The 25,478-nt window shown below is 62.9% G+C and carries 20 protein-coding genes; 7 read left to right on the forward strand and 13 right to left on the reverse strand.

Going from position 1 to position 25,478, the window contains the following annotated elements:
• Positions 1–89: 89 nt before the first annotated feature.
• The gene (gene gyrB / locus AC1D1N_RS06040; protein WP_436257696.1) at positions 90–2,561 is read left to right on the forward strand and encodes a DNA topoisomerase (ATP-hydrolyzing) subunit B; all 2,472 of its coding nucleotides are present in this window, start codon (positions 90–92) and stop codon (positions 2,559–2,561) included.
• Between the two features lie 136 nt (positions 2,562–2,697).
• Here the strand turns inward: gyrB and AC1D1N_RS06045 are convergent, their stop codons facing one another.
• Positions 2,698–4,149, reverse strand: a complete 1,452-nt coding sequence (locus AC1D1N_RS06045) for a hypothetical protein (protein ID WP_477347206.1) — start codon at positions 4,147–4,149, stop codon at positions 2,698–2,700.
• Positions 4,150–4,494: 345 nt separating this feature from the next.
• Here AC1D1N_RS06045 and AC1D1N_RS06050 point away from each other — a divergent pair, with 345 nt between their 5' ends.
• On the forward strand, positions 4,495–5,412 hold the full coding sequence (locus tag AC1D1N_RS06050) for a hypothetical protein (protein WP_477347208.1): 918 nt from the start codon (positions 4,495–4,497) through the stop codon (positions 5,410–5,412).
• 68 nt (positions 5,413–5,480) lie between these two features.
• On the opposite strand, the gene AC1D1N_RS06055 is transcribed toward AC1D1N_RS06050, so the two are convergent.
• The 10 genes from AC1D1N_RS06055 to AC1D1N_RS06100 all read right to left on the reverse strand — a co-directional run bounded on the left by AC1D1N_RS06055 (position 5,481) and on the right by AC1D1N_RS06100 (position 17,803).
• Complete coding sequence (locus tag AC1D1N_RS06055) at positions 5,481–6,878, reverse strand: NAD(P)(+) transhydrogenase (Re/Si-specific) subunit beta (protein ID WP_436257699.1); 1,398 nt, start codon at positions 6,876–6,878, stop codon at positions 5,481–5,483.
• Positions 6,879–6,884: 6 nt separating this feature from the next.
• A complete protein-coding gene (locus AC1D1N_RS06060; protein ID WP_477347210.1) occupies positions 6,885–7,310 on the reverse strand; it encodes a proton-translocating transhydrogenase family protein in 426 nt (141 codons plus the stop codon).
• Complete coding sequence (locus tag AC1D1N_RS06065; RefSeq protein ID WP_477347212.1) at positions 7,310–8,557, reverse strand: Re/Si-specific NAD(P)(+) transhydrogenase subunit alpha; 1,248 nt, start codon at positions 8,555–8,557, stop codon at positions 7,310–7,312. The genes AC1D1N_RS06060 and AC1D1N_RS06065 overlap by 1 nt, the downstream gene beginning before the upstream one ends.
• Before the next feature lie 80 nt (positions 8,558–8,637).
• The gene (locus tag AC1D1N_RS06070) at positions 8,638–8,862 is read right to left on the reverse strand and encodes an aa3-type cytochrome c oxidase subunit IV (RefSeq protein ID WP_112563740.1); all 225 of its coding nucleotides are present in this window, start codon (positions 8,860–8,862) and stop codon (positions 8,638–8,640) included.
• Between the two features lie 211 nt (positions 8,863–9,073).
• Positions 9,074–9,223, reverse strand: coding sequence for a DUF3096 domain-containing protein (locus tag AC1D1N_RS06075; RefSeq protein ID WP_112563742.1), 150 nt, complete (start codon positions 9,221–9,223; stop codon positions 9,074–9,076).
• Between the two features lie 141 nt (positions 9,224–9,364).
• Complete coding sequence (locus AC1D1N_RS06080; protein WP_477347213.1) at positions 9,365–10,129, reverse strand: N-acyl amino acid synthase FeeM domain-containing protein; 765 nt, start codon at positions 10,127–10,129, stop codon at positions 9,365–9,367.
• Positions 10,130–10,521: 392 nt separating this feature from the next.
• Positions 10,522–12,837 carry a putative bifunctional diguanylate cyclase/phosphodiesterase gene (locus AC1D1N_RS06085; RefSeq protein ID WP_436257701.1) on the reverse strand — a complete coding sequence of 772 codons (2,316 nt, stop codon included), beginning with the start codon at positions 12,835–12,837 and terminating at the stop codon, positions 10,522–10,524.
• Between the two features lie 141 nt (positions 12,838–12,978).
• On the reverse strand, positions 12,979–16,449 hold the full coding sequence (locus tag AC1D1N_RS06090; protein ID WP_477347216.1) for an indolepyruvate ferredoxin oxidoreductase family protein: 3,471 nt from the start codon (positions 16,447–16,449) through the stop codon (positions 12,979–12,981).
• 219 nt (positions 16,450–16,668) lie between these two features.
• The gene (locus AC1D1N_RS06095) at positions 16,669–17,199 is read right to left on the reverse strand and encodes a hypothetical protein (RefSeq protein WP_477347218.1); all 531 of its coding nucleotides are present in this window, start codon (positions 17,197–17,199) and stop codon (positions 16,669–16,671) included.
• Positions 17,192–17,803 carry a CGNR zinc finger domain-containing protein gene (locus AC1D1N_RS06100; protein WP_477347220.1) on the reverse strand — a complete coding sequence of 204 codons (612 nt, stop codon included), beginning with the start codon at positions 17,801–17,803 and terminating at the stop codon, positions 17,192–17,194. Before AC1D1N_RS06100 ends, AC1D1N_RS06095 begins: the two co-directional genes overlap by 8 nt.
• A 152-nt stretch (positions 17,804–17,955) precedes the next feature.
• Here AC1D1N_RS06100 and AC1D1N_RS06105 point away from each other — a divergent pair, with 152 nt between their 5' ends.
• The 4 genes from AC1D1N_RS06105 (at position 17,956) to AC1D1N_RS06120 (ending at position 22,586) form a co-directional block, all read left to right on the forward strand.
• Positions 17,956–18,861: a branched-chain amino acid ABC transporter permease gene (locus AC1D1N_RS06105; protein WP_477347222.1), complete on the forward strand. Its 906-nt coding sequence runs from the start codon at positions 17,956–17,958 to the stop codon at positions 18,859–18,861.
• 196 nt (positions 18,862–19,057) lie between these two features.
• Positions 19,058–19,663, forward strand: a complete 606-nt coding sequence (locus AC1D1N_RS06110; RefSeq protein ID WP_477347224.1) for a TRAP transporter small permease subunit — start codon at positions 19,058–19,060, stop codon at positions 19,661–19,663.
• Positions 19,660–21,438 (forward strand): TRAP transporter large permease, encoded by a 1,779-nt coding sequence (locus tag AC1D1N_RS06115; RefSeq protein ID WP_436257706.1) that lies wholly within the window; start codon positions 19,660–19,662, stop codon positions 21,436–21,438. Before AC1D1N_RS06110 ends, AC1D1N_RS06115 begins: the two co-directional genes overlap by 4 nt.
• A 119-nt stretch (positions 21,439–21,557) precedes the next feature.
• On the forward strand, positions 21,558–22,586 hold the full coding sequence (locus AC1D1N_RS06120) for a zinc-dependent alcohol dehydrogenase family protein (RefSeq protein WP_112563760.1): 1,029 nt from the start codon (positions 21,558–21,560) through the stop codon (positions 22,584–22,586).
• Between the two features lie 254 nt (positions 22,587–22,840).
• Here the strand turns inward: AC1D1N_RS06120 and AC1D1N_RS06125 are convergent, their stop codons facing one another.
• Positions 22,841–23,950, reverse strand: coding sequence for a TRAP transporter substrate-binding protein (locus AC1D1N_RS06125; RefSeq protein ID WP_436257707.1), 1,110 nt, complete (start codon positions 23,948–23,950; stop codon positions 22,841–22,843).
• Between the two features lie 297 nt (positions 23,951–24,247).
• On the opposite strand from AC1D1N_RS06125, the gene AC1D1N_RS06130 reads away from it, so the two are divergent.
• Positions 24,248–25,021, forward strand: coding sequence for a gamma-glutamyl-gamma-aminobutyrate hydrolase family protein (locus AC1D1N_RS06130; protein WP_112563764.1), 774 nt, complete (start codon positions 24,248–24,250; stop codon positions 25,019–25,021).
• Between the two features lie 9 nt (positions 25,022–25,030).
• Here AC1D1N_RS06130 and AC1D1N_RS06135 read toward each other — a convergent pair whose 3' ends face one another.
• Positions 25,031–25,438: a hypothetical protein gene (locus AC1D1N_RS06135; protein WP_477347227.1), complete on the reverse strand. Its 408-nt coding sequence runs from the start codon at positions 25,436–25,438 to the stop codon at positions 25,031–25,033.
• Positions 25,439–25,478: the final 40 nt, after the last annotated feature.

Here is a 25,478-nt window from a genome sequence, read left to right on the forward strand (position 1 = left end):
CTTTAGCGCCTATATCTAGGCAATATCAGAGGCGCGATTCGGGGCCGATTTTTCGCGCTGTACAAGCGGCATCTAGACAACAGGTTTTCATGAGCGACCAGACCGAGAACACCAACGGCGCCGAAGCCGAATACGGCGCCGATTCCATCAAGGTTTTGAAGGGGTTGGACGCCGTCCGCAAGCGGCCGGGCATGTATATCGGCGACACCGATGACGGCTCGGGCCTGCATCACATGGTCTATGAGGTGGTCGACAACGCCATCGACGAGGCGCTGGCCGGCCATGCCGACCTGGTGACGGTGACGCTCAATCCCGACGGTTCGGTCACCGTTATCGACAATGGCCGCGGCATTCCGACCGATATCCACACCGGCGAAGGCATTTCGGCGGCCGAAGTGATCATGACGCAGCTGCATGCCGGCGGCAAATTCGACCAGAATTCCTACAAGGTATCGGGCGGCCTGCATGGCGTCGGCGTCTCGGTGGTCAATGCGCTGTCGGCCTGGCTGAAGCTGAAAATCCGCCGCAATGGCCAGATTTTCGAAATGAGCTTCACGCACGGCAATTCTGACGCGCCGCTCAAGGCCACCGGCAGTTACGAGCAGAACAAGCAGCCCGGCACCTATGAAGGGCGCAGCGGCTCCGAAATCACCTTCTTCCCGTCGTCCGAGACCTTCACCATGGTCGAGTTCGATTTCGGCACGCTGGAGCACCGGCTGCGCGAACTCGCCTTCCTGAATTCCGGCGTGCGCATCATTTTGACCGATGCCCGCCATGCCGATCTCGTGCGCCATGAGCTGCACTATGATGGCGGGCTGGAAGAGTTCGTCAAATATCTCGACCGGGTCAAGAAACCGCTGATCGACAAGCCGATCGCCATCAAGGCCGAGCGCGACGGTATCACCGTCGAAGTGGCGATGTGGTGGAACGACAGCTACCACGAGAATGTGCTTGCCTTCACCAACAACATCCCGCAGCGCGATGGCGGCACCCATCTGGCCGGTTTCCGTGGCGCGCTGACGCGCCAGATCACCGGCTATGGCGAGTCCTCGGGTCTGACCAAGAAGGAAAAGGTGGCGCTGATCGGCGACGATTGCCGCGAAGGCCTGACGGCGGTGCTGTCGGTCAAGGTTCCTGACCCGAAATTCTCCTCGCAGACCAAGGACAAGCTCGTTTCTTCAGAAGTCCGTCCGGTGGTCGAAGGCCTGGTCAACGAGGCGCTCGGCACCTGGCTGGAAGAGCACCCGACCGAAGGCAAGGTGGTCATCGACAAGGTGATCCAGGCGGCCGCGGCGCGCGAGGCGGCGCGCAAGGCGCGCGACATCACCCGCAAGAGCTCGCTCGGCGTCACCTCGCTGCCCGGCAAGCTGGCCGATTGCCAGGAACGCGACCCGGCGAAATCCGAAATCTTCATCGTCGAAGGTGACTCGGCCGGCGGCTCGGCCAAGGGCGGCCGTTCGCGCCAGAACCAGGCGATCCTGCCTTTGCGCGGCAAGATCCTCAATGTCGAGCGTGCCCGCTTCGACCGCATGCTCGGCTCCGAGATGATCGGCACGCTGATCACCGCGCTCGGCACCTCGATCGGCAAGGACGAGTTCAACGCCGACAAACTGCGCTACCACAAGATTATCCTGATGACCGACGCCGACGTCGACGGCGCCCATATCAGGACCTTGCTGCTCACCTTCTTCTTCCGGCAGATGCCGGAGCTGATCGAGCGCGGCCATCTCTACATCGCCCAGCCGCCGCTCTACAAAGTGACACGCGGAAAAAGCTCGCAATATATCAAGGACGAGAGCGCCTTCGAGGAGTTCCTGATCGGCTCCGGGCTGGAGGAGGCGTCGCTGACCCTCGCCTCCGGCGAGGCGCGAGCCGGACAGGATCTGCGCGGGTCCATCGACGACGCGCTGGCGGTGCGCCAGCTCATCAACGGTCTGCACACGCGCTACAACAGGGGCGTGGTCGAGCAGGCGGCGATTGCCGGCGCGCTCAATGCCGATGTGCTCAACGATCTTGGCCGCGCCAACGCCATGGCCGAACGCGTCGCCCAGCGTCTCGACATCATCGCCGAGGACACCGAGCGCGGCTGGACCGGCCGCCTGTCGACCTCCAATGAAGGCGTCGGCGGCTATGTCTTCGAGCGCACGGTGCGCAGCGTCAAGGAATTCGCGCAGCTCGACGCCGGGCTGATCAATTCGGCCGACGCACGCCAGCTCGACCGCTATGCGCCCCGCCTCACCGAGGTCTATGGTGAGCCGCCGGTGCTGCGCCGCAAGGATGTCTCCGAAACCATTTCGGGGCCGCTGGCGCTGCTCAACGCGGTGTTTGCGACCGGCCGCAAGGGCCTGACCATGCAGCGCTACAAGGGCCTTGGCGAGATGAACGCCGAGCAGCTATGGGAAACCACGCTCGACCCGAATGTGCGCTCGCTGCTGCAGGTCAAGGTCAATGACGCGACCGATGCTGACAGCTTGTTTTCGCGGCTTATGGGCGACGAGGTCGAACCGCGGCGCGAATTCATACAGGACAACGCACTGTCGGTGGCCAATCTGGATATTTGAGGACGGGCGCCTCGCTATCGCTTCGTCATCCTAGGGCGAAGCAAGGAGCGAAGCGACGCAGCGCAGACCCTAGGATGACGAAGTCGGGAAGGCTTCCGCCAATCATCTACCGATGAACCGCTCTCGACGCCGCCGCTCAGCTCGGTTCCAGTTTGCGGCCGAGGTCGACGGCGTCGCGCAGCACTTGCAGATGCGAGCGCGGCGCGGCGCCTGCCGGCGGGGCGACCTCATCGCCGGTTGCCGTCGATGACCAATAGAGCGTGTGGGTGAAGACGCGGCCGAGCGAGCTGTGCAGCTCGACCTGGATATTCTCGACGCCGGGGCCGAAATTTTCCGTCATCGGTCCCGAAATCGGATCGCCTGTCGCCCAGCCATTGCCGCGATCGAAGACGTTGGTCCAGCGCGTTGCCGCAAACACCGCGCCATGATGCACCGCGCGCTGCGCCTTGCCTGCAGCGCTGTGACCTTCCTGATATAACACGGTGCCGCCGGCCTGCCCGCCATCGGCGATTGGCGGGCAGGCCGAGAAAAGCCGCTCGGCAAGGCCGCGCCTGAATTCAGCGAGATTGTAGGTCACCAGAAACTCGCTGTGGGAGAGCGGGCTGCCAAGGGTGACGAAATCGCTGATCTTCCACGGCAACGGATGGTCGGCATCCTTGGTCCGCAGTTGCTGGTAGAGCGCCCACTGCCCGCGCCGAAATCCAGCAAGGTCGTTGACGGCAGCAGGCCACGTTGAGCCATCGGAACCGAGCGTTGCCTTGTCGATGGCCTCGACCGCTTCCAGTTTCGCCTTGTCGCGGACGGCTTCCAGTCTTCGCGGCCGGAACTCGGCCCACAAGATCTGCAGCAGATCATAGGCGATGATCGACCCCAGGCTGTGCGAGACCAGCACAATGCGGTCGTAGCCGTCGTCCTTCGTGAGCGTCCTGAGCAGCGTCAGGCCGCGGTCGCGGATCAGCGCCCGCTTCTCGATCGTTGCCGCCTCGGCGCGCACATAGGCGGCGACGTCGCCGAAATAGGGCAGGGCGAACTGGTCGACCGCCCAGATGATGAAAGAGGCGAGAGCGGTGATCACGAGGCCGGTAGCCACGGACAAAGCCTGCTGCCAGATCGACGTCGCCAGCACCAGTGCCGCGCCGAGAATGAGGATGACGATCAAAAGCGTGGCGACATAGAGCTTGTGGGCGTCAGGCGGAATATCGGCGGGCTTGCGCCACAACAGGTTCGTCACCCAGGCGGCCAGCCGTCCGCGCGTCGTGCCCTGCGTGATGTCGGCCCAATAGAGCTCGTAGAAGTCGGTGCGGCGGCCATCGACATCATAAGGCGTGGTGATGCGGCGTAACTCGTGCGACCTGGTCCGGCTGTCGGGCGTGATCCAGCTCTGGTTGATCGTGGCGCTGGGATTGTCGGGATCAGGGATCCGGGCGTAAGGCGGAGCGCGGGTGGGATCGCTGCTCCAGACCGCCCGAACAAAGCCGCGCAGCGTATCCATAGGCCGCTGCTCACCCATGCCATGCACGATCACCACCGCCTGGCTGGGCTTGTGCGGCGCTTTCTTGGAAACCGGCGATGCGACAGCTTTGGGCACCAACGTCTCCGTTGACGGCAATCCCGTCGACTGGACGGGATTGTTTCGATGCTACCCCCGGATGCTTCCCCGAGCCAACAATACACTGCAGCCGATGCGGAACTCCGTGAACCAATCCACAGTTTTGCCGTCTTGGCGCGCGCCAACGCGCCAAATAGTTCCATTCCCGGCAAACAAAATCATTTCATTGCCCGCCGGAACGGAAGTCGCGGCAAGACATTGTGAAACCATCGATCACGATTTCTCAAGGAGGCTTTCATGGGACGCGGTATTTTGCTCTGGTTGCTCGGTATTCCGATCCCGATCATCATTCTCATCATGCTGTTCGTACGGTAGGAGGCGTCGATGCAGCCCACCGTATCGGCTATTGACCTATCCGCTTCGGAAGAATCCTCCGCTACAGCCGTCAGCTGGGGGCCCATCATCGCCGGCGCTTTTGCGGCCTCGACGCTGACCTTCATCCTCATGCTGCTCGGCTCGGGGCTGGGGCTGACCATGGTCTCGCCATGGTCCGGCTCCGGCGCCTCGCTGACTACCTTCGCGGTGTCCGGAGCGATCTGGCTCATCATCGTACAATGGCTGTCGTCCGGTGTCGGCGGCTACCTTGCCGGGCGCCTGCGGACCAAATGGGTCGGCGTTCACACCGACGAGGTCTATTTCCGCGACACCGCGCACGGCTTCCTCGCCTGGGCGCTGGCGACGCTGCTGGTCGTCGGCGTGCTCGGTTCGGCGCTTTCCTCCGTGCTAGGATCGGGCGTCCAAGCGGCTTCCACAGTGGCATCAGGCGCCGCCATGGGCGCATCGGCTGGCGCGTCCGCAAACGCCGGCCCCGCATCGACCGACAATGCGACGTCCTATCTCGTGGATTCGTTGTTCCGGCCCGCCGATGCCACCAAGCTGGCGGCCGCCAATCCGGACAGCGACGCCGCAGCGGTCGGACAGGCCTCGCGCATCCTGATCGCCAGTGCGGCGGCAGGCGAGATTTCGGCTGACGACAAGACCTATCTGTCGCGGCTGGTCGCCGCCCGCACCGGTCTCTCGGAGGCCGACGCCAAGGCGCGTGTCGATGCACTGATGGCCAAGGTCGAGGACGCGAAGGTGAAGGCAAAGCAGGCCGCCGACACCGCCAGGAAAGGCAGCGCCACCTTCGCTCTGCTTGGCGCCCTGTCGCTGGTCATCGGCGCCTTCATCGCCAGTGCTGCCGCAGCACTGGGCGGCAGGCAGCGCGATGACGAGGAAGCGGTTTTTCTGACCAACCGCTGAACCGCCTGTTCAATATGAAAAAGCCCGGTGCGAAGCCGGGCTTTTTGCTGTTTGAAATTCCGCCGGGATCAGTGATCCATCGCCTTGACGATTTCCTCGGTCATCTTCTTGGCGTCGCCGAGCAGCATCATGGTGCCGTCCTTGTAGAACAGCGTGTTGTCGATGCCGGCATAGCCGGAGCCGAGCGAGCGCTTGACGAACAGGCAGGTTCGCGCCTTGTCGACGTCGAGGATCGGCATGCCGTAGATAGGGCTGCTCTTGTCGTCACGGGCCGACGGATTGGTGACGTCGTTGGCGCCGATGACATAGGCGACATCGGCCTGCGCGAACTCGGAATTGATGTCTTCCAGCTCGAACACCTCGTCATAGGGCACGTTGGCTTCGGCAAGCAGCACGTTCATGTGGCCGGGCATGCGGCCGGCGACCGGGTGGATGGCGTATTTCACGTCGACGCCATTGGCCTTCAGCTTGTCGGCCATTTCGCGCAGCGCATGCTGCGCCTGGGCGACCGCCATGCCGTAGCCCGGCACGATGATGACCTTCTGCGCGTTCATCATCAAATAGGCGGCGTCATCGGCCGAGCCCTGCTTGACCGTGCGCTCGATGCCGTCATCGGCCGCTGCCGCGGTCTCGCCGCCGAAGCCGCCGAGGATGACCGAGATGAACGATCGGTTCATGCCTTTGCACATGATGTAGGACAGAATCGCGCCGGACGAGCCGACCAGCGCGCCGGTGATGATCAGCGCCAGATTGCCGAGCGTGAAACCAAGCGCGGCGGCTGCCCAGCCGGAATAGGAATTCAGCATCGAGACGACGACCGGCATGTCGGCGCCGCCGATCGGGATGATGAGCAGCACGCCGAGCAGCAGCGAGGCGGCGACGATCAGCCAGAACACCAGCTTCGCCTCGGTGGTAACCAGCAGCACGATCAGCACGATCAGCGCGATGCCGAGGACGGCGTTGATGACATGGCGGCCGCCGATCATGATCGGCTTGCCCGACATGCGGCCATCGAGCTTCAGGAAGGCGATGACCGAGCCGGTGAAGGTGATGGCGCCGATGGCGACGCCAAGGCTCATCTCGATCAGGGCCTGGGCGTGGATGTCGCCATTGGTGCCGATGCCAAAGCTTTCCGGCGCGTAGATGGCGGCAGCGGCCACCATGACGGCGGCGAGGCCGACCAGCGAGTGGAAAGCGGCGACCAGCTGCGGCATCGAGGTCATGGCGATGCGGCGCGCGGTGACGGCGCCAACGCCGCCGCCGATGGCCAGACCAAGCACGATCAGGCCGAAGCCGCCGGCCGAAGGCACGGCCAGAGCCAGCGTGGTGGCAATGGCGATGCCCATGCCGATCATGCCGTACAGATTGCCCTGGCGGCTGGTGGTCGGATGCGACAGGCCGCGCAGCGCCATGATGAACAGGACGCCGGAGACCAGATAGAGGAAGGACGCGAAGTTGGCGTTCATGGCGCTCTACTTGTCCTTCTTCTTGTACATGGCCAGCATGCGCTGGGTGACCAGGAAGCCGCCGAAGATGTTGACCGAGACCAGCATCAGCGCGACGAAGCCGAAGCCGGTGGCAATGCCCGAGGCCGAGATGCCGACGGCCAGCAGCGCGCCGACGACGATGACCGAGGAGATGGCGTTGGTGACGGCCATCAGCGGCGTGTGCAGTGCCGGGGTCACCGACCAGACAACGTAATAGCCGACGAAGATCGCCAGCACGAAGATGGCGAAGCGGAAGACGAAGGGATCGATGGCGCCACCCGACAGGGCGTGCGCGGCGTCACCCGCCGCATCAGCGCCGCCAGGCGCGTTGGCCAGGTTCTGCACCGCCAGGCGGACGGCGGCACTTGCCTGATCAAGCTGGTCGAGGGCTTTCTGCAAGGTCTGATCCATCACGCGATCCCCTTCGGCTTGGCGGCTTTTTTCGGCGCGGCCTTCTTTGGCGCGGTGTCGGCAACCATAGTCTTGGCCGGGACCGCCGCAGGTTCGACATGATCCTTTTCCGTCGCCTTGGCGAAGGCCGGATGCACGACGCGGCCAGCATCGGTCAGCATCGTCGCCTTGACCAGGTCATCGTCGCGATTGATGGCGAGCGTCTTGGTGGTCTTGTCGACCAGTGTTTCCACGAAAGCGAACAGGTTGCGGGCGTAAAGCAGCGAGGCCGACGCAGCGACGCGGCCGGGCACATTGAGGTGTCCGACGATCTTCACATTGTTGGCCGTGGTCACCACCTGACCTGGGACCGCGCCTTCAACATTGCCGCCGCGCTCGACGGCGAGGTCGACGATCACCGAGCCCGGCTTCATCGAGGCGACCATCGCTGCCGATACCAGTTTCGGCGCCGGACGGCCGGGGATCAGCGCCGTGGTGATGACGATGTCCTGCTTGGCGATGTGCTCAGCGGTAAGCGCTGCCTGCTTGGCCTGATATTCCTTGGACATTTCCCTGGCGTAGCCGCCGGCGGTCTCGGCCGCCTTGAACTCCTCGTCCTCGACGGCGAGGAACTTGGCGCCGAGTGAGGCGACCTGTTCCTTGGCGGCGGGACGAACGTCGGTGGCGGTGACGACGGCGCCGAGGCGGCGCGCGGTGGCGATCGCCTGCAGGCCGGCAACGCCGACGCCCATGATGAAGATCTTAGCCGCCGGCACCGTGCCAGCCGCCGTCATCATCATCGGCAGCGCCCGGTCATATTCCGATGCGCCGTCGATCACCGCCTGATAGCCGGCAAGGTTGGCTTGGCTCGACAACACGTCCATCGACTGGGCACGGGTGATGCGTGGCATGAACTCCATCGAAAAAGCGGTGACGCCGGCCTTGGCCAGCGCCGCGATCGCAGCATCGTTGCCATAGGGATCCATGATGGCGATGACTGCGGCACCCGATTTGTAGCCCTTCAGCTCGGCATCCGTCGGCCGGCGCACCTTCAGCACCGCATCGGCTTTGCCGGCATCCGCAGCCTTGCCGATCGCGGCACCTGCCTTGGAAAATTCCTCGTCGGGAATGCGCGACCTGGTGCCGGCGCCGGTCTCGACGATCACGTCCAACCCCAACGCCGCAAGTCGCTTCACCGTATCGGGCGAAGCAGCAACACGCGGCTCGTTGGCGTCGAGTTCACGAGGGATGAAAACCGTCTGCCCCACCGCATGATCCTTTCGGCTGGAACCTGTTTGCGCAACATGGCGGCCGGAGTCCGGCCGCCTTCCGGCAAGGGTCTGAAAGTCTATCGGAGAATGAAGGCGCCGACGGCCAGGATCAGCACGAACAGGATGGTCGCCGAGAAGAAGCCACCTGCAAAGAAGCCGAAAGCCATGGCCAGGAGCAGGGCGCCGCAAAATAGCGAACCGTATTTAGCCAGCGCCAGAAAGCCGTGATAGGTGCGGTCGTGCTCCGCATAATCCATCTTCGCGCCCAGTTCGACAGGACCGGTCGGCGTGTGATCAGCCATAGGAATACCCCTTCGAAGACATCTTTGAGGCACATAGCGAAAAGCCGGGCCAAGAGCAATGGCGCTATTGCCGCACGACCAGCGACAACAGCCTCAAAGGAATGTTGAAAGCCGGCGATCTAATGCATGTCGCCCAGAAGTGTGCAGCGGTTCTGGGATAACGACATGCATCAAAACAAGGACGGCCGGCCTCAGTCGAAGGTTGAGGATTTCAGCCGGCCAGATGCGGGAACAGGCCGAGCAGTCCGACGACGATCAGATAAAGGGCGACGATGTAGTTGAGGAGCCGCGGCATCACCAGGATCAGCACGCCGGCGATCAGCGAGATCAGCGGGGTGAGCGTAAGCGTGGAGATTGTCATGTCGGTATGCTTTCACGAGAACAATTCGGAGGAACCGCCTTTCAGGCAGGGCTACGGCAGCACCAGGGACGCGGCGCCGCCGCCACAAGCGATAACGACGAAGCCACCGGAAAGGTCCATCGCGCGAGAACGAACATCCGTTCAGGCGGCGTCGCGGTAATATTTCGCTGTTGGCAGAATGGACAAAGGTGTCAGCCGGTTGATAGCCGGATTGCCAAACATCAGCCTTTGCTCCGTCGCTGTCGATCTGAAGAACGGCAACCGGTCGAGTATCCGTTGAACATTCTCTTCATTGCCGGGAATTTCGAACAATGCGAGCGGAGGGAGAACGCCCGGAAACGCCTTGCCCGCAGTCCTCTGCGCGGCGCTGAAGAAGCGGGCATAAAAAGCGGAATGCTCCAACTTAATCGGGATAAACATCGCGGTCTGGCGAAAATAACAGTAGGCCGCCATGCAAATCCTGAGCGTCAGGAAAGGCAGCACACCGGGCGCCGGCGCGCTGTCGGGATCTGTCGCGAAGCGGGTTCCGTCGATGAAGGTTTCCCCACGGGCAAGCCGGGGAAGCAATATTTCGGGATAAGCGTCGATCGAAGGCGAGTATGGCTGGTCACTGGAAATATAGTGGAGGCGCACTGTGCTGACCAATTCGCCGTAGCAGTAGACACCGAACCGATAGGAATTGGGCAGATTGTCCCATCGATCCTCGAACATGCCACTGGCGATCGGGCCGCACATGCCTGAGCGCAGATAGGACTTATAGCGGAGTCGGTAGATCGCCTCCAGATCTTCGCCCCCGGTAATGAGACGATATTCGACATGATCCAGCAATTGCATCATGGATCGGTTGAGCGCCGAGTCGATCCTCGCGCTGGCCTCAACCGACGCACTCTTCTTCGCAGTATCCATTGCCAGTCCTCGAAATTCCGCCTGGAAGTAGGCTATTCGAGTTGAAATGAGACACAAGCTGAAAATTCAACATTGCTTATTTACCGCTTGTTAACCTTAACGACCGGGGTCGTTCACCGATTTTGGACACGAAAAAGCAAATGGCGCAGCCGGTGGTTGCCTGATCCGGTCTGGCGGCGGTCATCGAAATTATTCTGAAGTCAGATCTTGAAAGCGCCAAGACGTAGCGGTTTGGACGACGCCTGAGCGGTCATCATTTCATCAAGTGAACAATTGCTCTGTGTTTTTAAATGCAATTTCAGGTGGAGAACCGCTCACACTTTTCCTGGAATTGCTTCGCTCGGACGCGATTCCGGACGGAAAACCGCTTCACATTTTTCCTGGAATTGCTTTTAGCTGGCTGTCCGTTTGCCGGCGATATGCAGGTCAGCGGCAAACGGCCATGTGACGGTCGACATCGTCTCGATGCCCGATGCGCTGAGCGCGGCGCCGAACAGGAAGCCCTGCAAGAAGTCCGGCTTGACCAAATGGACCAGCGTCTTCAGCTGCTCGAAGGTCTCGACCCCTTCGATGGTGACCGAAAGGCCCAATGTCCGGGACAGGCCGACGATGCCCTTCAGAAGGTCGAGCGACTGCCGGTTCTGGTTCACATCGACCAGGAAAGAGCGGTCGATCTTGATCTTGTCGAGCGGCAGCTTGTGCAGATAGCTCAGACTGGAGTAGCCGGTCCCGAAATCGTCAAGCGCGATGCGCGCGCCGAGAGCCTTCAATTCCTCGATCGACTCGCGCGTCAGCGACTTGTCGTCGAGCAGGGCGGTCTCGGTGACCTCGATTTCGAGCCGGTGCGCCGCAAGGCCCGACTTGGCCAAGGCATCCCTGACCTTCTCGACGATATCGCGATTGCGGAAATCCTTGGCCGAAAGGTTGACCGACACGCCGGTCTGGGCCGGCCATTTGGCGCATTCGGCGCACGCGGCTTCCAGCACGAAAGTGCTTATGTCGGAAACGATACCCATCTCCTCGGCCAGGGGGATGAAGACACTGGGTGAGATCGGGCCGAGATCGGGGTGGTCCCAACGGCAGAGCGCCTCGCAGCTGGCGATGCGCATGGTGTTTACAGCCACGATCGGCTGATAGACGACGCGCAATTCCTTGGCCTGCACGGCGTTGCGCAGATCGGCCTTCATCAGCTGGCGATTGCGGAAGGCGGCGTCCATGGCCGCCTCGAACAGCCTCCAGCTGTTCTTGCCGAGCTCCTTGGCCTTGTAGAGGGCAAGGTCGGCCTTGACGATCATGGCATCAACGTCGGTGTCCTTGACCTTGGACAGCACCGCGCCGCCGCTGGCCTGGATGCGCAAGCCGTGGCCGGCAACGTCCACCTCACCCTGCAGGTCCGCGAATATATGGTCGAGGAGGGTGTTGAGATGGCTCTCGTCCTCGACACGGTCGAAGAAGATCATGAACTCGTCACCACCGAAGCGGCTGACATTGACACCTTGTCCGGCGACGGCCGCCAGGCGTTCGGCAACGGCGTAGATCAGCCCATCGCCAACCGGATGGCCGAGCGTGTCGTTGACGCTCTTGAAATCGTCGAGATCAATCACCGCCAGCGCGCACAGGCGGTCGCGGCTGCCCAACGCCATGGCTTCGCCGACCAGCTCATGGAAATAGGCGCGGTTCGGCAGGCCGGTAAGGCTGTCATAGCGCGCCATGAAGCGGATCTTTTCCTCCGCCTCGACGCGGGCCGTCACGTCCTCGAAGGTGATGACGCCCAGTTCCTGGCTGCCTTCACGGGCGGAGAATTCGTAATGCTGGCCGTTGGCGAGCGAGACCAGTACCTTGCGGTCGCGGCCTTCGCGCAGGGCGCGCGTCAGTTGCGCCTCGATGTAGCGGCAGTCCTTCGGGGCCAGCATGCCGCCGGCAACGCCGCGCAGCAGCAGGGAATGAATCGACCGGCCGAGCAGCTGGTCCGGCGATTTCAATGACATCAAATGTGCTGCCTCGGCGTTGGCGACGACCACCTTCCCGTTCGAGTCGAGCATGACAAGGCCATGCGACATCGTATTTAGCGCCCGATCGAACCTTTGCGCCAACTCCTTCGCCTGCCTGTGACCGATGACCGCCGAGAACAGAACGTTGCGGACATGGTCGGCGCTGCTGATGGTGACGATTGTCGTCGGAATGATCATCAGCCCGAGGACGAAGTCGGGGACGTCCATGCGCAGGAAGAGCGCAAGTGCTGCTGGCCCAATGAGGGTCACGGAAAAAATCTGCACCATGCGCCTGGATCCGTAGCTTCGGCCGACAACCGTGAGCAGGGTGGTCAATGCCAACGACACAGCCGCCAGTTCGGCGAAGTCATCGGGACGCAGGTAGATCGACACGAAACACAACGACCCCAACGCGAGGCCCTGCGCACTGCCTTTGAGAATGTAACCGCGTTCCCACGCCTCTGCCTTTTCGACAGTGGGTATAGGGCTGCCTGCCCTATGGAAGCTGCGGATGCTGAAGTAACGCCAAAGGCTGATCGACAACAGAAGGAAGGCGAAGCCAAGATACAGCGGATCGTGCGTCCGCAGGTAGATCATCAATCCGAGGATCCAGTAGCATACGCCGCCGACCACCAGCATGTAGGCGTTGTCGGATAACGCCCGCACAAACTGGATATAAACATCCGCCGGGATGTCTTCGGTCTTTGCTCTGTCCATACCGTTGGCCCAACGCTAAGCCTTGTCATGCCACACCCGCCTTAAGAAAGGCTTAGAACGGCGGCTTTGGCCCGTTTGCCGAGGGCGGGCAAATGCAGTACAGATTGGGAAATCAAGCTTCAGGTAAACAAGGCGTGTCGATCACTCTGCGGCCTGAAGTTCACGCCGCGCCGGCGTTTTGGCCAGGCGCTCGACAAGCCTTTTGCGCTCGCCATCGGCCTTTTCGGCGCTTGCCTGCCTGACATGGCCGTAGCCGCGAATGAGCGCCGGCACCGAGGCAAGGGCGACGGCGGCCTCGGTCCTGCCCGGTGCAAGTGCTGCCGCGACAAGCTCGAGATCGGCCTCATAGCGGGCCAGAAGCTGCCGCTCCATGCGCCGCTCGGCGCTATAGCCGAACATATCGAAAGCCGTGCCGCGCAGGCCTTTCAGCGCCGCCAGCAGGCGAAAACCCTTCATCATCCACGGCCCGAAATTCGATTTCCTCGGCTTGCCGTCATTGCCGCGCCTGCCCATGATGGGTGGCGCCAGATGAAATTCGAGTTTTTCGTAGCTCTGGAACTGTTTTGACAGTTCCGTGGCGAAGGAGCCGTCGGTGTAGAGTCGCGCCACCTCATATTCGTCCTTGATCGCCATCAGCTTGAACAGGTTTTTGGCCGCCGCTTCGGTCACCGCGGTCGAGCCGGGCACGGCCTTTGCCTCGGCGGCGCGCAAAACCGCCAGCTTTTCGGCATAGCGCCGGCCATAGGCGGCGTTCTGGTAAGCAGTGAGGAACGCGACGCGGCGGGCGATCACATCGTCCAGCGTCTCGGCGATCGGCGCGGCCTTGCCCGGCTGCGCAATGAGGCCGCGCACGAAATCCGGCTGATGCGCGGCGCGGCGGCCCCAACGGAACGCGGCGATGTTCATCGCCACCGCTTCGCCGTTCAATTCGATAGCCTTTTCAACGGCTTCGGCCGACAACGGCAGACCGCCATGCTGGAAGGCAAAACCGAGCATGAACATGTTGGCGCCGAGCGAATTGCCGAACAATTGCGTAGCGGTGCGCGTCGCGTCGAAGAAATGCGCCTTGTCGTCGCCGGCGGCAGCGCGGATCGCCTTCTTCAGCCGCTCGATCGGCAGCGAGAAATCGGCCGAGCGGGCGAATTCGCCGGGCATGATCTCGGCGGTGTTGGCAAGAAAGATGGTATGGCCTTCGCGCACCGCGCCAAGCACCTTCTTGGCGCCGGACACGACGAGGTCGCAGCCGAGCACCAGGTCGGCCTTACCTGCCGAAACGCGGATGGCATGAATATCGTCCGGGGTGCGGGCGATGCGGACGTGGGTGAACACCGAACCGCCCTTCTGGGCGAGGCCGGCCATGTCGATCATGCCACAGCCCTTGTCCTCAAGATGGGCAGCCATGCCGAGCACCGCGCCGATGGTGACAACACCGGTGCCGCCGACGCCGTCGATGATCGCCGCCCAACCCTCGCTGCCGAGTGGGAATTCAGCCGGGACCGGCACGCCATCGAGCGGATCTGTCCGCCCGGCAATGCCTTCAGCCTTGCGGATCTTGGCGCCGTGCACGGTGACGAAGGAGGGGCAGAAGCCGTTGACGCAGGAGAAATCCTTGTTGCAGCTCGACTGGTCTATTCTGCGCTTGCGGCCGAACTCGGTCTCGACCGGCTGGATCGAGACGCAGTTCGACTGCACGCCGCAATCGCCACAGCCCTCGCAGACCAGTTCGTTGATGAACACCCGCTTGTCGGGATCAGGGAAGGCGCCACGCTTGCGGCGGCGGCGTTTTTCGGCCGCACAGGTCTGGTCGTAGAGCAGCACCGAGACGCCTTTGACGTTGCGCAGCTCGCGCTGGACGAGATCGAGGTCGTCGCGGTGATGGATGGTGGCACTGGCCGGGAATTCGGCCTTGCCGGCATATTTGTCCGGCTCGTCGGTGACGATGGCGATGCGCTCGACGCCTTCGGCACGCACTTGCCTTGCGATCATGTCCACCGTCAGGCCGCCCTCATGCGGTTGGCCGCCGGTCATGGCGACGGCGTCGTTGTAGAGGATCTTGTAGGTGATGTTGGCCTCGGTCGACAGCGCGAAGCGGATCGCCAGCGTGCCGGAGTGGTTGTAGGTGCCGTCGCCGAGATTCTGGAAAATGTGGTCGCGCTTGGAGAACGGCGCCTGGCCGACCCATTGCGCCCCCTCGCCGCCCATGGCGGTGAAGCCGACCGTGTTGCGATCCATCCACAGCGCCATGAAGTGGCAGCCGATGCCGGCGGCGGCGATCGAGCCGTCGGGCACCTTGGTCGAGGAATTGTGCGGGCAGCCGGAGCAGAAGAACGGCGTGCGCGAACCAATATCGCTGGCATCGGCAAGCATCGCCTGGAACTGGCGCAGCTTCGCCACCTTCGCGGCGATCTCTTCCGAGGGACCGATGGTGCGCAGAATCCGCTCGCCCAGCGCAATGGCGATTTCGTTTGGGTCGAGCGCGCCCTTGGCCGGGAATAGCCAGTCGCCGCGCTCGTCCTTCTTGCCGACGATAACCGGCTGGGTGGCGGTGCCGTAAAGGTTTTCGCGCAGCTGCACCTCGATCAGCGAGCGCTTCTCCTCGACGACGACGATGGTGTCGAGGCCGCGGGCGAATTCGGAGATGTGCTGCAGATCAAGCGGCCACGGGCAGCCGACCTTGAACAGGCGGATGCCGATGCGGTTGGCGGCGGCCTCGTCGACGCCGATGTCTTCCAGCGCCTGTCGGACATCGAGATAACTCTTGCCCAGCGTGATGATGCCGAGCTTCGGGCTGCGGCCGCCGGAATAGACGATGCGGTTCAGCCCGTTGGCGTGGATGAAGGCGGACACGGCGGCGCGCTTGTGCTCATGCAGCCGCTCCTCCTGGCCGAGCATGTCGATCTCATGACGGATGTTGAGACCGCCGGGCGGCAAGTCGAACTCCGGCACGACGATGTTCAGCCGCTCGAGCGCGGCATCGACGGAGGCCGTCGATTCGATGTTGTCCTTGACGCATTTGATCGCCGCCCATGTGCCGGCAAAACGCGACATGGCGAAGCCGTAGAGACCGTAGTCGATGATCTCCTGGACACCGGCCGGGTTGAGGATTGGCACCATGGTGTCGACGAACAGGAATTCAGTAGCATGCGCGTTGGTCGAGGATTCGGCCATATGGTCGTCGCCCATCAGAGCGAGCACGCCGCCATGCTTCGACGAGCCGGCGAGGTTGGCGTGGCGGAACACATCGCCGGAACGGTCGACACCCGGGCCCTTGCCGTACCAGACCGAAAACACACCGTCATGCGTGCCTTCGCCCAACAATTCCGTTTGTTGCGAGCCCCAGCAGGCGGTAGCGGCGAGCTCCTCGTTGAGGCCGGGCTGGAAGACGATATCGGCCTGCGCCAGCTGCTTTTTCGCCCGCCACAGCTGCATGTCGAGGCCGCCGAGCGGCGAGCCGCGATAGCCGGAAACGAAGCCAGCCGTGTTGAGGCCGGCGCGGCGGTCGCGCTCGCGCTGCATCAACAGCATGCGGATGACCGCCTGCGCGCCGGACAGGAAGATGCGCTCCTTGCCAAGATCGAACTTGTCGTCGAGCGCGACGTCGTGCAGCGTCATCAGGCATTTCCTCTGCGGAGGCGGCAGCGGGGGCGCAGCCAACGTAGGAGTGAGATTGCGCAGTCTTTCTCCGCTTGCAAGGCAGGTCAAACGAAATCGAAAGTGCCAGGCAAAGCGCAATGAACGGTCGCCCGTTATCGCTGCTCCCGCACGAAACCGATCCCCAGCGGCTGTGCGGCGACCGAAAATTTCTACTGAGTCGCGTCGGGCAAAAACACGTCAGCCTTTCGAGCAATCAAGCTTGGGCTCGCCCGGCAGCTTGCCGTCGGGATGGCCGGCAAGGTCAGGATTGGCCGTATAGAGCTGGTCGACCACCAGCGGCCGGTCGGGCAGGATCGACTGATCCTCCGTCGAGATCAGCGTGGTGTCGATCTTCTGCAGGAATGTGCCGTCAGGACCCCTGATGCTGATGGAGATCGCATAAGGCTTGTCCTTGACGATACAGGTCAGCGCCGGGCTCTCCAGGCTGACCTTGTCGAGCTTCGGCCAAACCTTCTGCTCGACCACCAGGGGAGGACCGCCGGCGGGGTTCTGGAAGCTGGCGACCGCCACCTGGCCCTCGCCCATCGGCCGCAGGGGCCGCAGCGTCACGACATAGGTCGCCCGGGCGAGACGGTAGTTGAAGACGACGACCTTGCCGGAAACCTCGAACAGCTTGCCATCGCCGCCGGTGTCGCGGCAGGCGCCGAGCCCGACGGCGGCAATGAGTGCTGCGCCGACAAGGATCGAACGAAAAAAACCCCTAGGCATTCTTGACCTCACGAGGCGCCGTGCGGCGGCGGCGATAGTGACGGCTTGCTTTCTGGCGGTTGCCGCACACCGCCATGTCGCACCAGAGGCGGCTGGAATTGCGGCTTCTGTCGACGAAGAGCCAGCTGCAATTGGGACAGATCCTGAGCCTGGCAACCGTATCGTCGCGCAGCAGCGACAAGGCTGAAACCGCCAGCGCCGCCTCAAAGGCGATCGGTGTCGCCGGATCGCCGAACGGCCTTCCCGGCGCGCCGATTTCAGCTGGGCTGTGCTCAAGACCGCCGGCGCAAGCCTTGAGAAAGACAGCCAGATCGTCGGCGGCAAGCGCACCTTTCGACACCGCGCCGCGAAACAGGCGGTCGGTCGTCTCGCGGATCGACAGAACCAGGGGCGCGATCCTGTCCGGCGAGGCAGCCTCCAGCCGCCTGCCGCCAAGCTCGGCGCCGCGAAAGCCGGTGGCGGCCTCGGCAAAGCGCGCGATCTCGGCCGGATCGGCAAACCGGTCGAAGGTCTTTTCGGGATCGTTGCGCAGCACCACGGTGTTGGCCGTGTCGAGCGCAAGCATGCCGCCAGTGAAGCGATGCGGGGTCCAGGATACCGTCATATCAGAAATCTAACCGATAAATCACGTTTGACAAGTTAGATTCCACGATGCAAACCTTGGCCCGGGCGCGGCCTCCGCTGCCTTTTTGTTTGAGCATGTCGTCGCCCCAAAACCGCTTTGCACTTTTGGGCGACATGCTCTGAGGTCTGTCTATGCTCTATTTCTTCCAGCAGATGCTGAACGGGCTGCATTCAGGCGCGCTCTATGCGCTGCTCGCCTTTGGCTACGTGCTGACCAACGGCATCCTGCACCGGACCAATCTCGCCTATGGTGCGCTGTTCGCCTTTTGCGGCCAGACGATGATCCTGACCGTGGCCTTCGGTTATCAGGTATTGTGGCTGACCTTGCTGGCGGCGGTGGTGCTCGGCGTCGTCACGGCTTTCCTCTACGCCGGACTGATCAGCCACGTGCTGTCGCGCAGCGTCTTCGAACCGCTGGCCGACCGTACACCCAATGCGATTGTGGTGACGACGCTCGGCATCCTGCTGGTGCTGTCGGAAGCCAGCCGCATTGCCGCCGACACGCATGACTGGTGGCTGCCGCCGATGCTGGCGCAGCCCGTTGTTTTCGCGCAAGGCGCGGGCTTCCAGGCGACGCTGACTCTCATCCAGCTCATCGACTGCGCGATAGTTCTGGCGGCAATCATGCTCGCCGCATGGGCGTTCGCCCGCTCCGGCTTCGGCCGCCGCTGGCGCGCCGTCTCCGACGATCCCCACGCGGCCGCCTTGTGCGGCGTCGATGTGCGCAGGGTGTTCCGGCAAGCGGTGCTGTTCGGCGGCTTCTGCGCCGCGCTGGCTGGCGTCATGGCCGGGCTCTACTACGGCAATGTCAGCTTCGGCTCAGGCCTCGTCTACGGGCTGAAAATCCTGTTTGTCACGGCAGTGGGCGGCTATCTCTCGCCGCCGCGGGCTGCGCTCGGTGCGGCCGCCTTCGGCATGGCGGAGTCGTTATGGGCCGGCTATTTCCCGATCGAATGGCGCGATGGCTGGATGTATCTGTTCCTGGTCGCAGCACTCGTGCTGATCGGTCCCGGCCGCGACCAGCAGAAGATCGCCTGATCGCCGCATCCGGCATCAGACTTTGGTTGCATGACGCAGCAGCCGGCCGGCACTTTAACCCTGCCTCAAGTCACAACGGCGTTGATCGCGCCCCTGCCATGTTGACCCGCCGGACCATGCACGGCATACCGTTGGGCCACAGCGGCGCGACGGAAAATAAGGGAGCCGGCGCGCCTTTGACACAAGGGAGGAATGCATGGCAGGGCTGCTCGCTCTATCCAGAACGATTGACCGTATGAATGAGTTCATCGGCAGATGGATATCGTGGCTGATTCTGCTGGCAATCCTGGTCAGCGCCGCCAATGCCATCATCCGCAAGGTCTTCGACATCTCGTCCAATGCCTGGCTGGAATTGCAGTGGTACCTGTTCGGCGCCGCCTTCATGCTGGCCGCCGCCTATACGCTGAAGCAGAACGACCATATCCGCATCGATATCGTCTACGGCATGTTTTCCCGCCGCGTGCAGCACTGGATCGACCTGCTCGGCCATCTGTTCTTCCTCATGCCGTTCGTGACGTTGATGGTGATCTATTTCGTGCCCTATGTGTCGCTGTCGTTTCGCAGCGGCGAGATGTCAAACAATTCCGGCGGCCTGATCATCTGGCCGGCAAAGGCGATCCTGCTCGTCGGCTTCTTCCTGCTGGCGCTGCAGGGCATCTCCGAGATCATCAAGAAGATCGCCATCATGCGCGGCGACATGGACGATCCCAATCCGTTCATATCGGCGCACGAACAGGCCGAGCTCGAGGCGAAAGCCCTTGCCGAAGAAGCCAAGGCGCTCGCCCAGGAGGCGCGCCCATGATCGAGTTCATCGCCCAGAACATGGCGCCGATCATGTTCGCCTCGCTGATCATCTTCCTGCTGATCGGCTACCCCGTCGCTTTCTCGCTCGCCGCAAACGGCCTGATGTTCTTCTTCATCGGCGTCCTGCTGTCCCCCTATTCGGGCGGCTCGATCAACCTCGCCTGGCCGCTGCTGCACGCCTTGCCGGACAATTTCTACGGCAGCAGGGTGATGTCGAACGACACGCTTCTGGCGATCCCGTTCTTCACCTTCATGGGCATCGTTCTCGAACGATCCGGGATGGCCGAAGACCTGCTCGACACGATCGGCCAGCTGTTCGGGCCGATCCGTGGCGGCCTTGCCTATGCGGTGATCTTCGTTGGCGCGCTGCTGGCTGCCACCACCGGCGTGGTGGCGGCGTCGGTCATCGCCATGGGACTGATCTCGCTGCCGATCATGCTGCGCTATGGCTATGACCGACGGCTGGCATCGGGCGTGATTGCGGCATCCGGCACGCTGGCGCAGATCATCCCGCCGTCGCTGGTGCTGATCGTGCTGGCCGACCAGCTCGGCCGCTCGGTCGGCGACATGTATGCCGGCGCGCTGATCCCGGGCCTGGTGCTGACCGGCCTTTACACACTCTACATCCTAATCATGTCGATCGTCCGGCCGAACTCGATGCCGGCGCTGCCGCTGGCGGCCCGCACCCTCGGCCACGGTGTCGTGTCGCTCCTGGCGGCACTGCTGGTGGCAGTCGCGGCTTCCTATGCGGCCTATCGCTATCTTGCGCCGACGCATGGCGACAATGCCGATATCCTTGGCGCCAGCGTCGGCGTGGCTCTGATCTACATCGTGGCTATCGCCGACAAGGGCCTGAACATCAACATGATGTCCAGGCTGGCACAGCAGGTGATCATCGTTTTGATCCCGCCTCTGGCGCTGATCTTCCTGGTGTTGGGCACCATCTTCCTCGGCATCGCCACCCCGACGGAGGGCGGTGCCATGGGCGCGGTCGGCGCCCTTGCCATGGCCGCGATGAAGGGGCGGCTGTCGCTGGATGTCATCAAGCAGGCGCTCGCCTCGACGACGCGGCTGTCGTCCTTCGTGCTGTTCATCCTGATCGGCGCGCGGGTGTTCTCGCTGACCTTCTATGGCGTCAACGGCCACGTCTGGGTCGAGCATTTGTTGACGTCGCTGCCGGGCGGCGAGGTCGGCTTCCTGATCGGCGTCAACATCCTGGTCTTCGTGCTCGCCTTCTTCCTCGATTTCTTCGAGCTCGCCTTCATCATCGTGCCGCTGCTGGCGCCGGCTGCCGACAAGCTCGGCATCGACCTGATCTGGTTCGGCGTGCTGCTCGGCGTCAACATGCAGACCTCCTTCATGCACCCGCCTTTCGGCTTTGCATTGTTCTACCTGCGGTCTGTCGCCGCCCGCGTGCCCTATCTCGACCGCCTCACCGGCAAGCAGATCGCGCCGGTGACCACCGGCCAGATCTATTGGGGCGCGGTGCCCTTCGTCTGTATCCAGGTGATCATGATCGGGCTGACCATCGCCTTCCCGCAAATGGTGATGCGCTACAAGGGTGCGGCCGTCGATCCGGGTACGATCGAGATCAAGTTGCCGGACATGCCAGGCCTTGCGCCTCTCGGCACACCACCGCCAGCCGATGGCGGCGCATCACCCGCGGCGCCATCGTCGAACGATTTGTCGCAGCCACCGAACTTCGGCGAGACGCCACCCGCCAAGCCGGCGGCGCCGGCGACCGACCTGTCGCAGCCGCCGAACTTCAACTGATGGATAGAGCGTTTCGCCGTTTAGCGGAAACGGCGAAACGCTCTATCTCTTTGTTTTGACGCAATTCCGGACGGAAAACCGCTTACACTTTTCCTGGAATTGCTCTGAGTGAGGACGTCATGAGAGCTGTGCGCTTGGAAGCCGTGGGTAGCATTGCGCTGCGGGAAGTGGACAAGCCCGTTGCGGGGCCGCAGGATGTCCTGGTGCGCATCGAAGCCTGCGGCGTTTGCGGCACCGACCGTCATCTCCTCCACGGCGAATTCCCTTCGAGCCCGCCAGTTACACTTGGTCACGAATTCTGCGGCATTGTCGAGGCTGTCGGAGAAGCGGTTTCCGGCATCGCCGTGGGCGACCGCGTCACCGGCGATCCCAATATCTCCTGCGGGCGCTGCAGTCATTGCCGGGCAGGCCGCGTCAATTTGTGCAGCAATCTCAGGGCCATCGGCATCCATCGCGACGGCGGCTTCGCCGACTATGTCGTGATGCCGCAGAGCCAGGCTTTCCTTCTGCCTGCGAACCTCAAGCCAACGCATGGCGCCTTCTGCGAGCCGCTGGCATGCTGCCTGCACGCTGTCGATCTCGCCGGCATCAGACCCGGCGCGTCCGTGGTGGTGCTCGGCGGCGGCGTCATCGGGCTGCTTACCGTGCAATTGGTCAGGCTCGCAGGAGCGTCGACAATCATCCTGTCGACGCGGCAGGCCTCCCGCCGGGTGCTCGCCGAAGAGCTCGGTGCAACGGCGACGGTCGACCCAAGTACCGTTGACCCGATCGAGGCCATCGCCGGCCCGGCCGGCCTTGTGCCCGGTGGGGTCGATGTGGTGCTCGAATGCGCGGGTGTCCCCGATACCGTCGAACAATCGATGCGGCTGGCGAAGTCGGGCGGTACGGTTGTGATTGTCGGTGTGATGCCGCAAGGCATGAAGGTGCCCTTCGAACCGTTCGACCTCTTGTTTCGCGAACTGAAGGTTCTCGGCTCGTTCATCAACCCCTTCACCCACAGGCGGGCGGCGGACCTTGTCGCGTCCGGGGCAATTGAGATCGACAAGCTCGTTTCAAGACAGGTCGGCCTGGAGGAAGCCCCCTCGGTGATCGCCAATCCGGCCGCGCCCGGCGAGGTCAAGGTGCTGGTGGTGCCTGGAATAGGCTGAGGTGCAGGCCTCCGTCTTGCAACTTTGGCGATTGGCGAAGCCGTCGATGACAGCTTCCCTCTCCCCGTCACTATACGGGGAGAGGATGCCGGCAGGCAGGTGAGGGGCGGCGCCAATGTTGGATGGATAAAGCACGAGTTTGCGCTTCAGACCTCCACGCAGGCCCAGGCGATTCAGCCGCCTAAGCCTGCGCCGCCCCTCATCCGCCTGCCGGCACCTTCTCCCCGTATAGTGACGGGGAGAAGGGAACTAGCCTACAGCTTGCCGTTGCGCTGCTGGACCATCATGAAGGTGTCGTAATTGTACTCGGCCACCTGCGCCCAGAGATAGTGCTCCTTGCGGAAGCCCTTGATCGAGTCCCAGATCTTCTTGAACGGTGCGTTCGAGGCTTCCATTTCGGCGTAGACTTCGTTGGCCTTCTCGAAACAGGCAGCCATGATGTCCTGGCTGAACGGGCGCAGTTTCGCGCCCCCGGCCACGAGCCGCTTCACTGCCGCAGGATTGAGATGGTCGTATTTCTGCAGCATGTTGGCGTCGGCCGCTTGCGCGGCTGTGTGCACCAGCGACTTGTAAGCAGGCGAAAGCTCTTCGTATTTCGCCTTGTTGAACATCAGGTGCACGGTCGGGCCACCTTCCCACCAGCCGGGGTAGTAGTAGTAGGGCGCGACCTTGTAGAAGCCGAGCTTCTCGTCGTCGTAGGGGCCGACCCATTCGGCGGCGTCGATCGTGCCTTTTTCTAGAGCCGGATAGATGTCGCCGCCGGCGATCTGCTGCGGCACGACGCCGAGCTTCGAGACGACTTTGCCGGCAAAGCCACCGATGCGCATCTTGAGGCCGGAAAGATCGGCGACGGTGTTGATCTCCTTGCGGAACCAGCCGCCCATCTGCACGCCGGTGTTGCCGCCGGGCAGGCCGAAAAGACCTTGCGTGGCGAGAAACTCGTTGAACAGGTCGATGCCGCCCCCGTGATAGTGCCAGGCATTTATGCCGCGCGCATTGAGCGAGAACGGCACTGCAGCACCCAGCGCCCATGTTGGGTCCTTGCCCCAGTAATAGTATGACACCGTGTGGCAGGCCTCGACCGTCCCGGCAGTGGTGGCGTCGGCAGCCTGCAGGCCGGGCACCAGTTCACCGGATGCAAATACCTGGACCTGGAAATTGCCATCGGTCGCCTCCGACAGCATTTTCGAGAAGACTTCCGCGCCGCCATAGATCGTATCGAGCGACTTGGGGAAGGACGACGCCAACCGCCACGTCACTTTCGGATTGGACTGGGCGATTGCCGGCGCGGCAAGCGTGGCGGCAGCCGCCGCGGCGCCCACGCCGGTGACCCCTGCCTTGCGGATGAATGAACGACGATCCATGCAGTTCCTCCCTATTGGACCAACAAACCGACATCAGGGACATCTCCTCACGCCCCGGCATCGGTTTGGCCGAAACAATACACGGGCAAGGGGTCGAGTCCAGCATGGCAGCGGGATTTGACGGCGGCGCTGGTGACAAATCCGCAGGCTTGGCGCCCGGTCTGCAACTATAGTCTAACGTTTATGGCGTGGCCCATGCGAGACAACGAAAACCTGCCATGGAAAAGCGCCTTCGGATCGCCTATTTTGCAGGCACAATAGCTATTCGCTTCGCGCCAAAGGGAATCCGGACCCAAAATGCACCAGCCGCTCGTCGCCATCTCGACCGACGTCCGTCAGTTCGACAACTACACCTGGCATGCCGCCCCACAGCAATATATCGAGGCGGCACTTTCCGGTGCCGGCGTGTTCCCGCTTCTGGTGCCGTCCTTCGGCGACCGGCTCGATTTCGATGAATTGTTGTCGTCGGTCGACGGCGTCATGGTCACCGGCTCGAAATCCAACGTGCATCCCTCGCTCTATGGCGGCGACGCCAGCGAGGCCAACGGCCCCTACGATCCGGCCCGCGATGCCACCACGCTGCCCTTGATCCGCAAGGCGATCGAGCGCGGCGTGCCGCTGCTTGCCATCTGCCGCGGCATCCAGGAATTGAACGTGGCGCTGGGCGGCACGCTCGGCACCGAGATCCAGGAGCGCGAAGGCTCGCTCGACCACCGCGCGCCGGTGAGCGACAACCAGGACGAACGCTTCGCCATCCACCAGACCATTTCGATCAAGCCCGGCAGCTGCCTGGCCGGTGTATTCGGCGCCGGCGACATCAAGGTCAACTCGCTGCACCGCCAGGGGATCGACCGGCTTGGCTCCAAGTTGCAGGTCGAAGCGGTGGCCGGCGACGGCACGGTCGAGGCTGTTTCGGTGAAGGATGCCCGCGCCTTTGCCGTCGGCGTGCAGTGGCACCCCGAATACTGGGTCAAGTCGGACAGCAACTCGGCCAAGATTTTCCGCGCTTTCGGCGATGCGGTGCGCCTGCATGCGGCGGCGAAAGCCGGCGCGCGGGCTGCGGCCGAATAATCGATCGTATCAGTTGCCGGATTGATCTGGGCTGTCGGTTGTCGCCAACGACAGCAGCGGCAAGGCCGGCGCGTAGGATTCGTAGCCATCGCCGTCGGCAACCGAGAAGGTGACGATCGGGTCGACGCCGTCGGCGCTGAAAGCCACCGTGCCGTCCTGCTCCTCGCGCCAGAATTTCGCTCGCTCAATGCCGGGCAGCAGCCGGCGGCAATTCGGCGCCACCGTCAACAATAAAAGGCCATCGTTAATCGCGGCGCCGCGGGTGACCGCGCAGTCGCCTTCATCGCCATTGGCGACCAGCCTGAAGCTGGTGGACGGCGTGACCTCGTCGGCAGCGCTTTGCCCAGCGCCACCGTGAAACAGCTGAACGCCGCCGAATAGCGCCGCCGCGGCGGTCAATACGGAAAGTGTCTTCATTCTGGTACTCATCCACGCATACGCCCAGGATGAATAGTCA

This window comes from Mesorhizobium sp. P2_B5 (assembly GCF_056404775.1).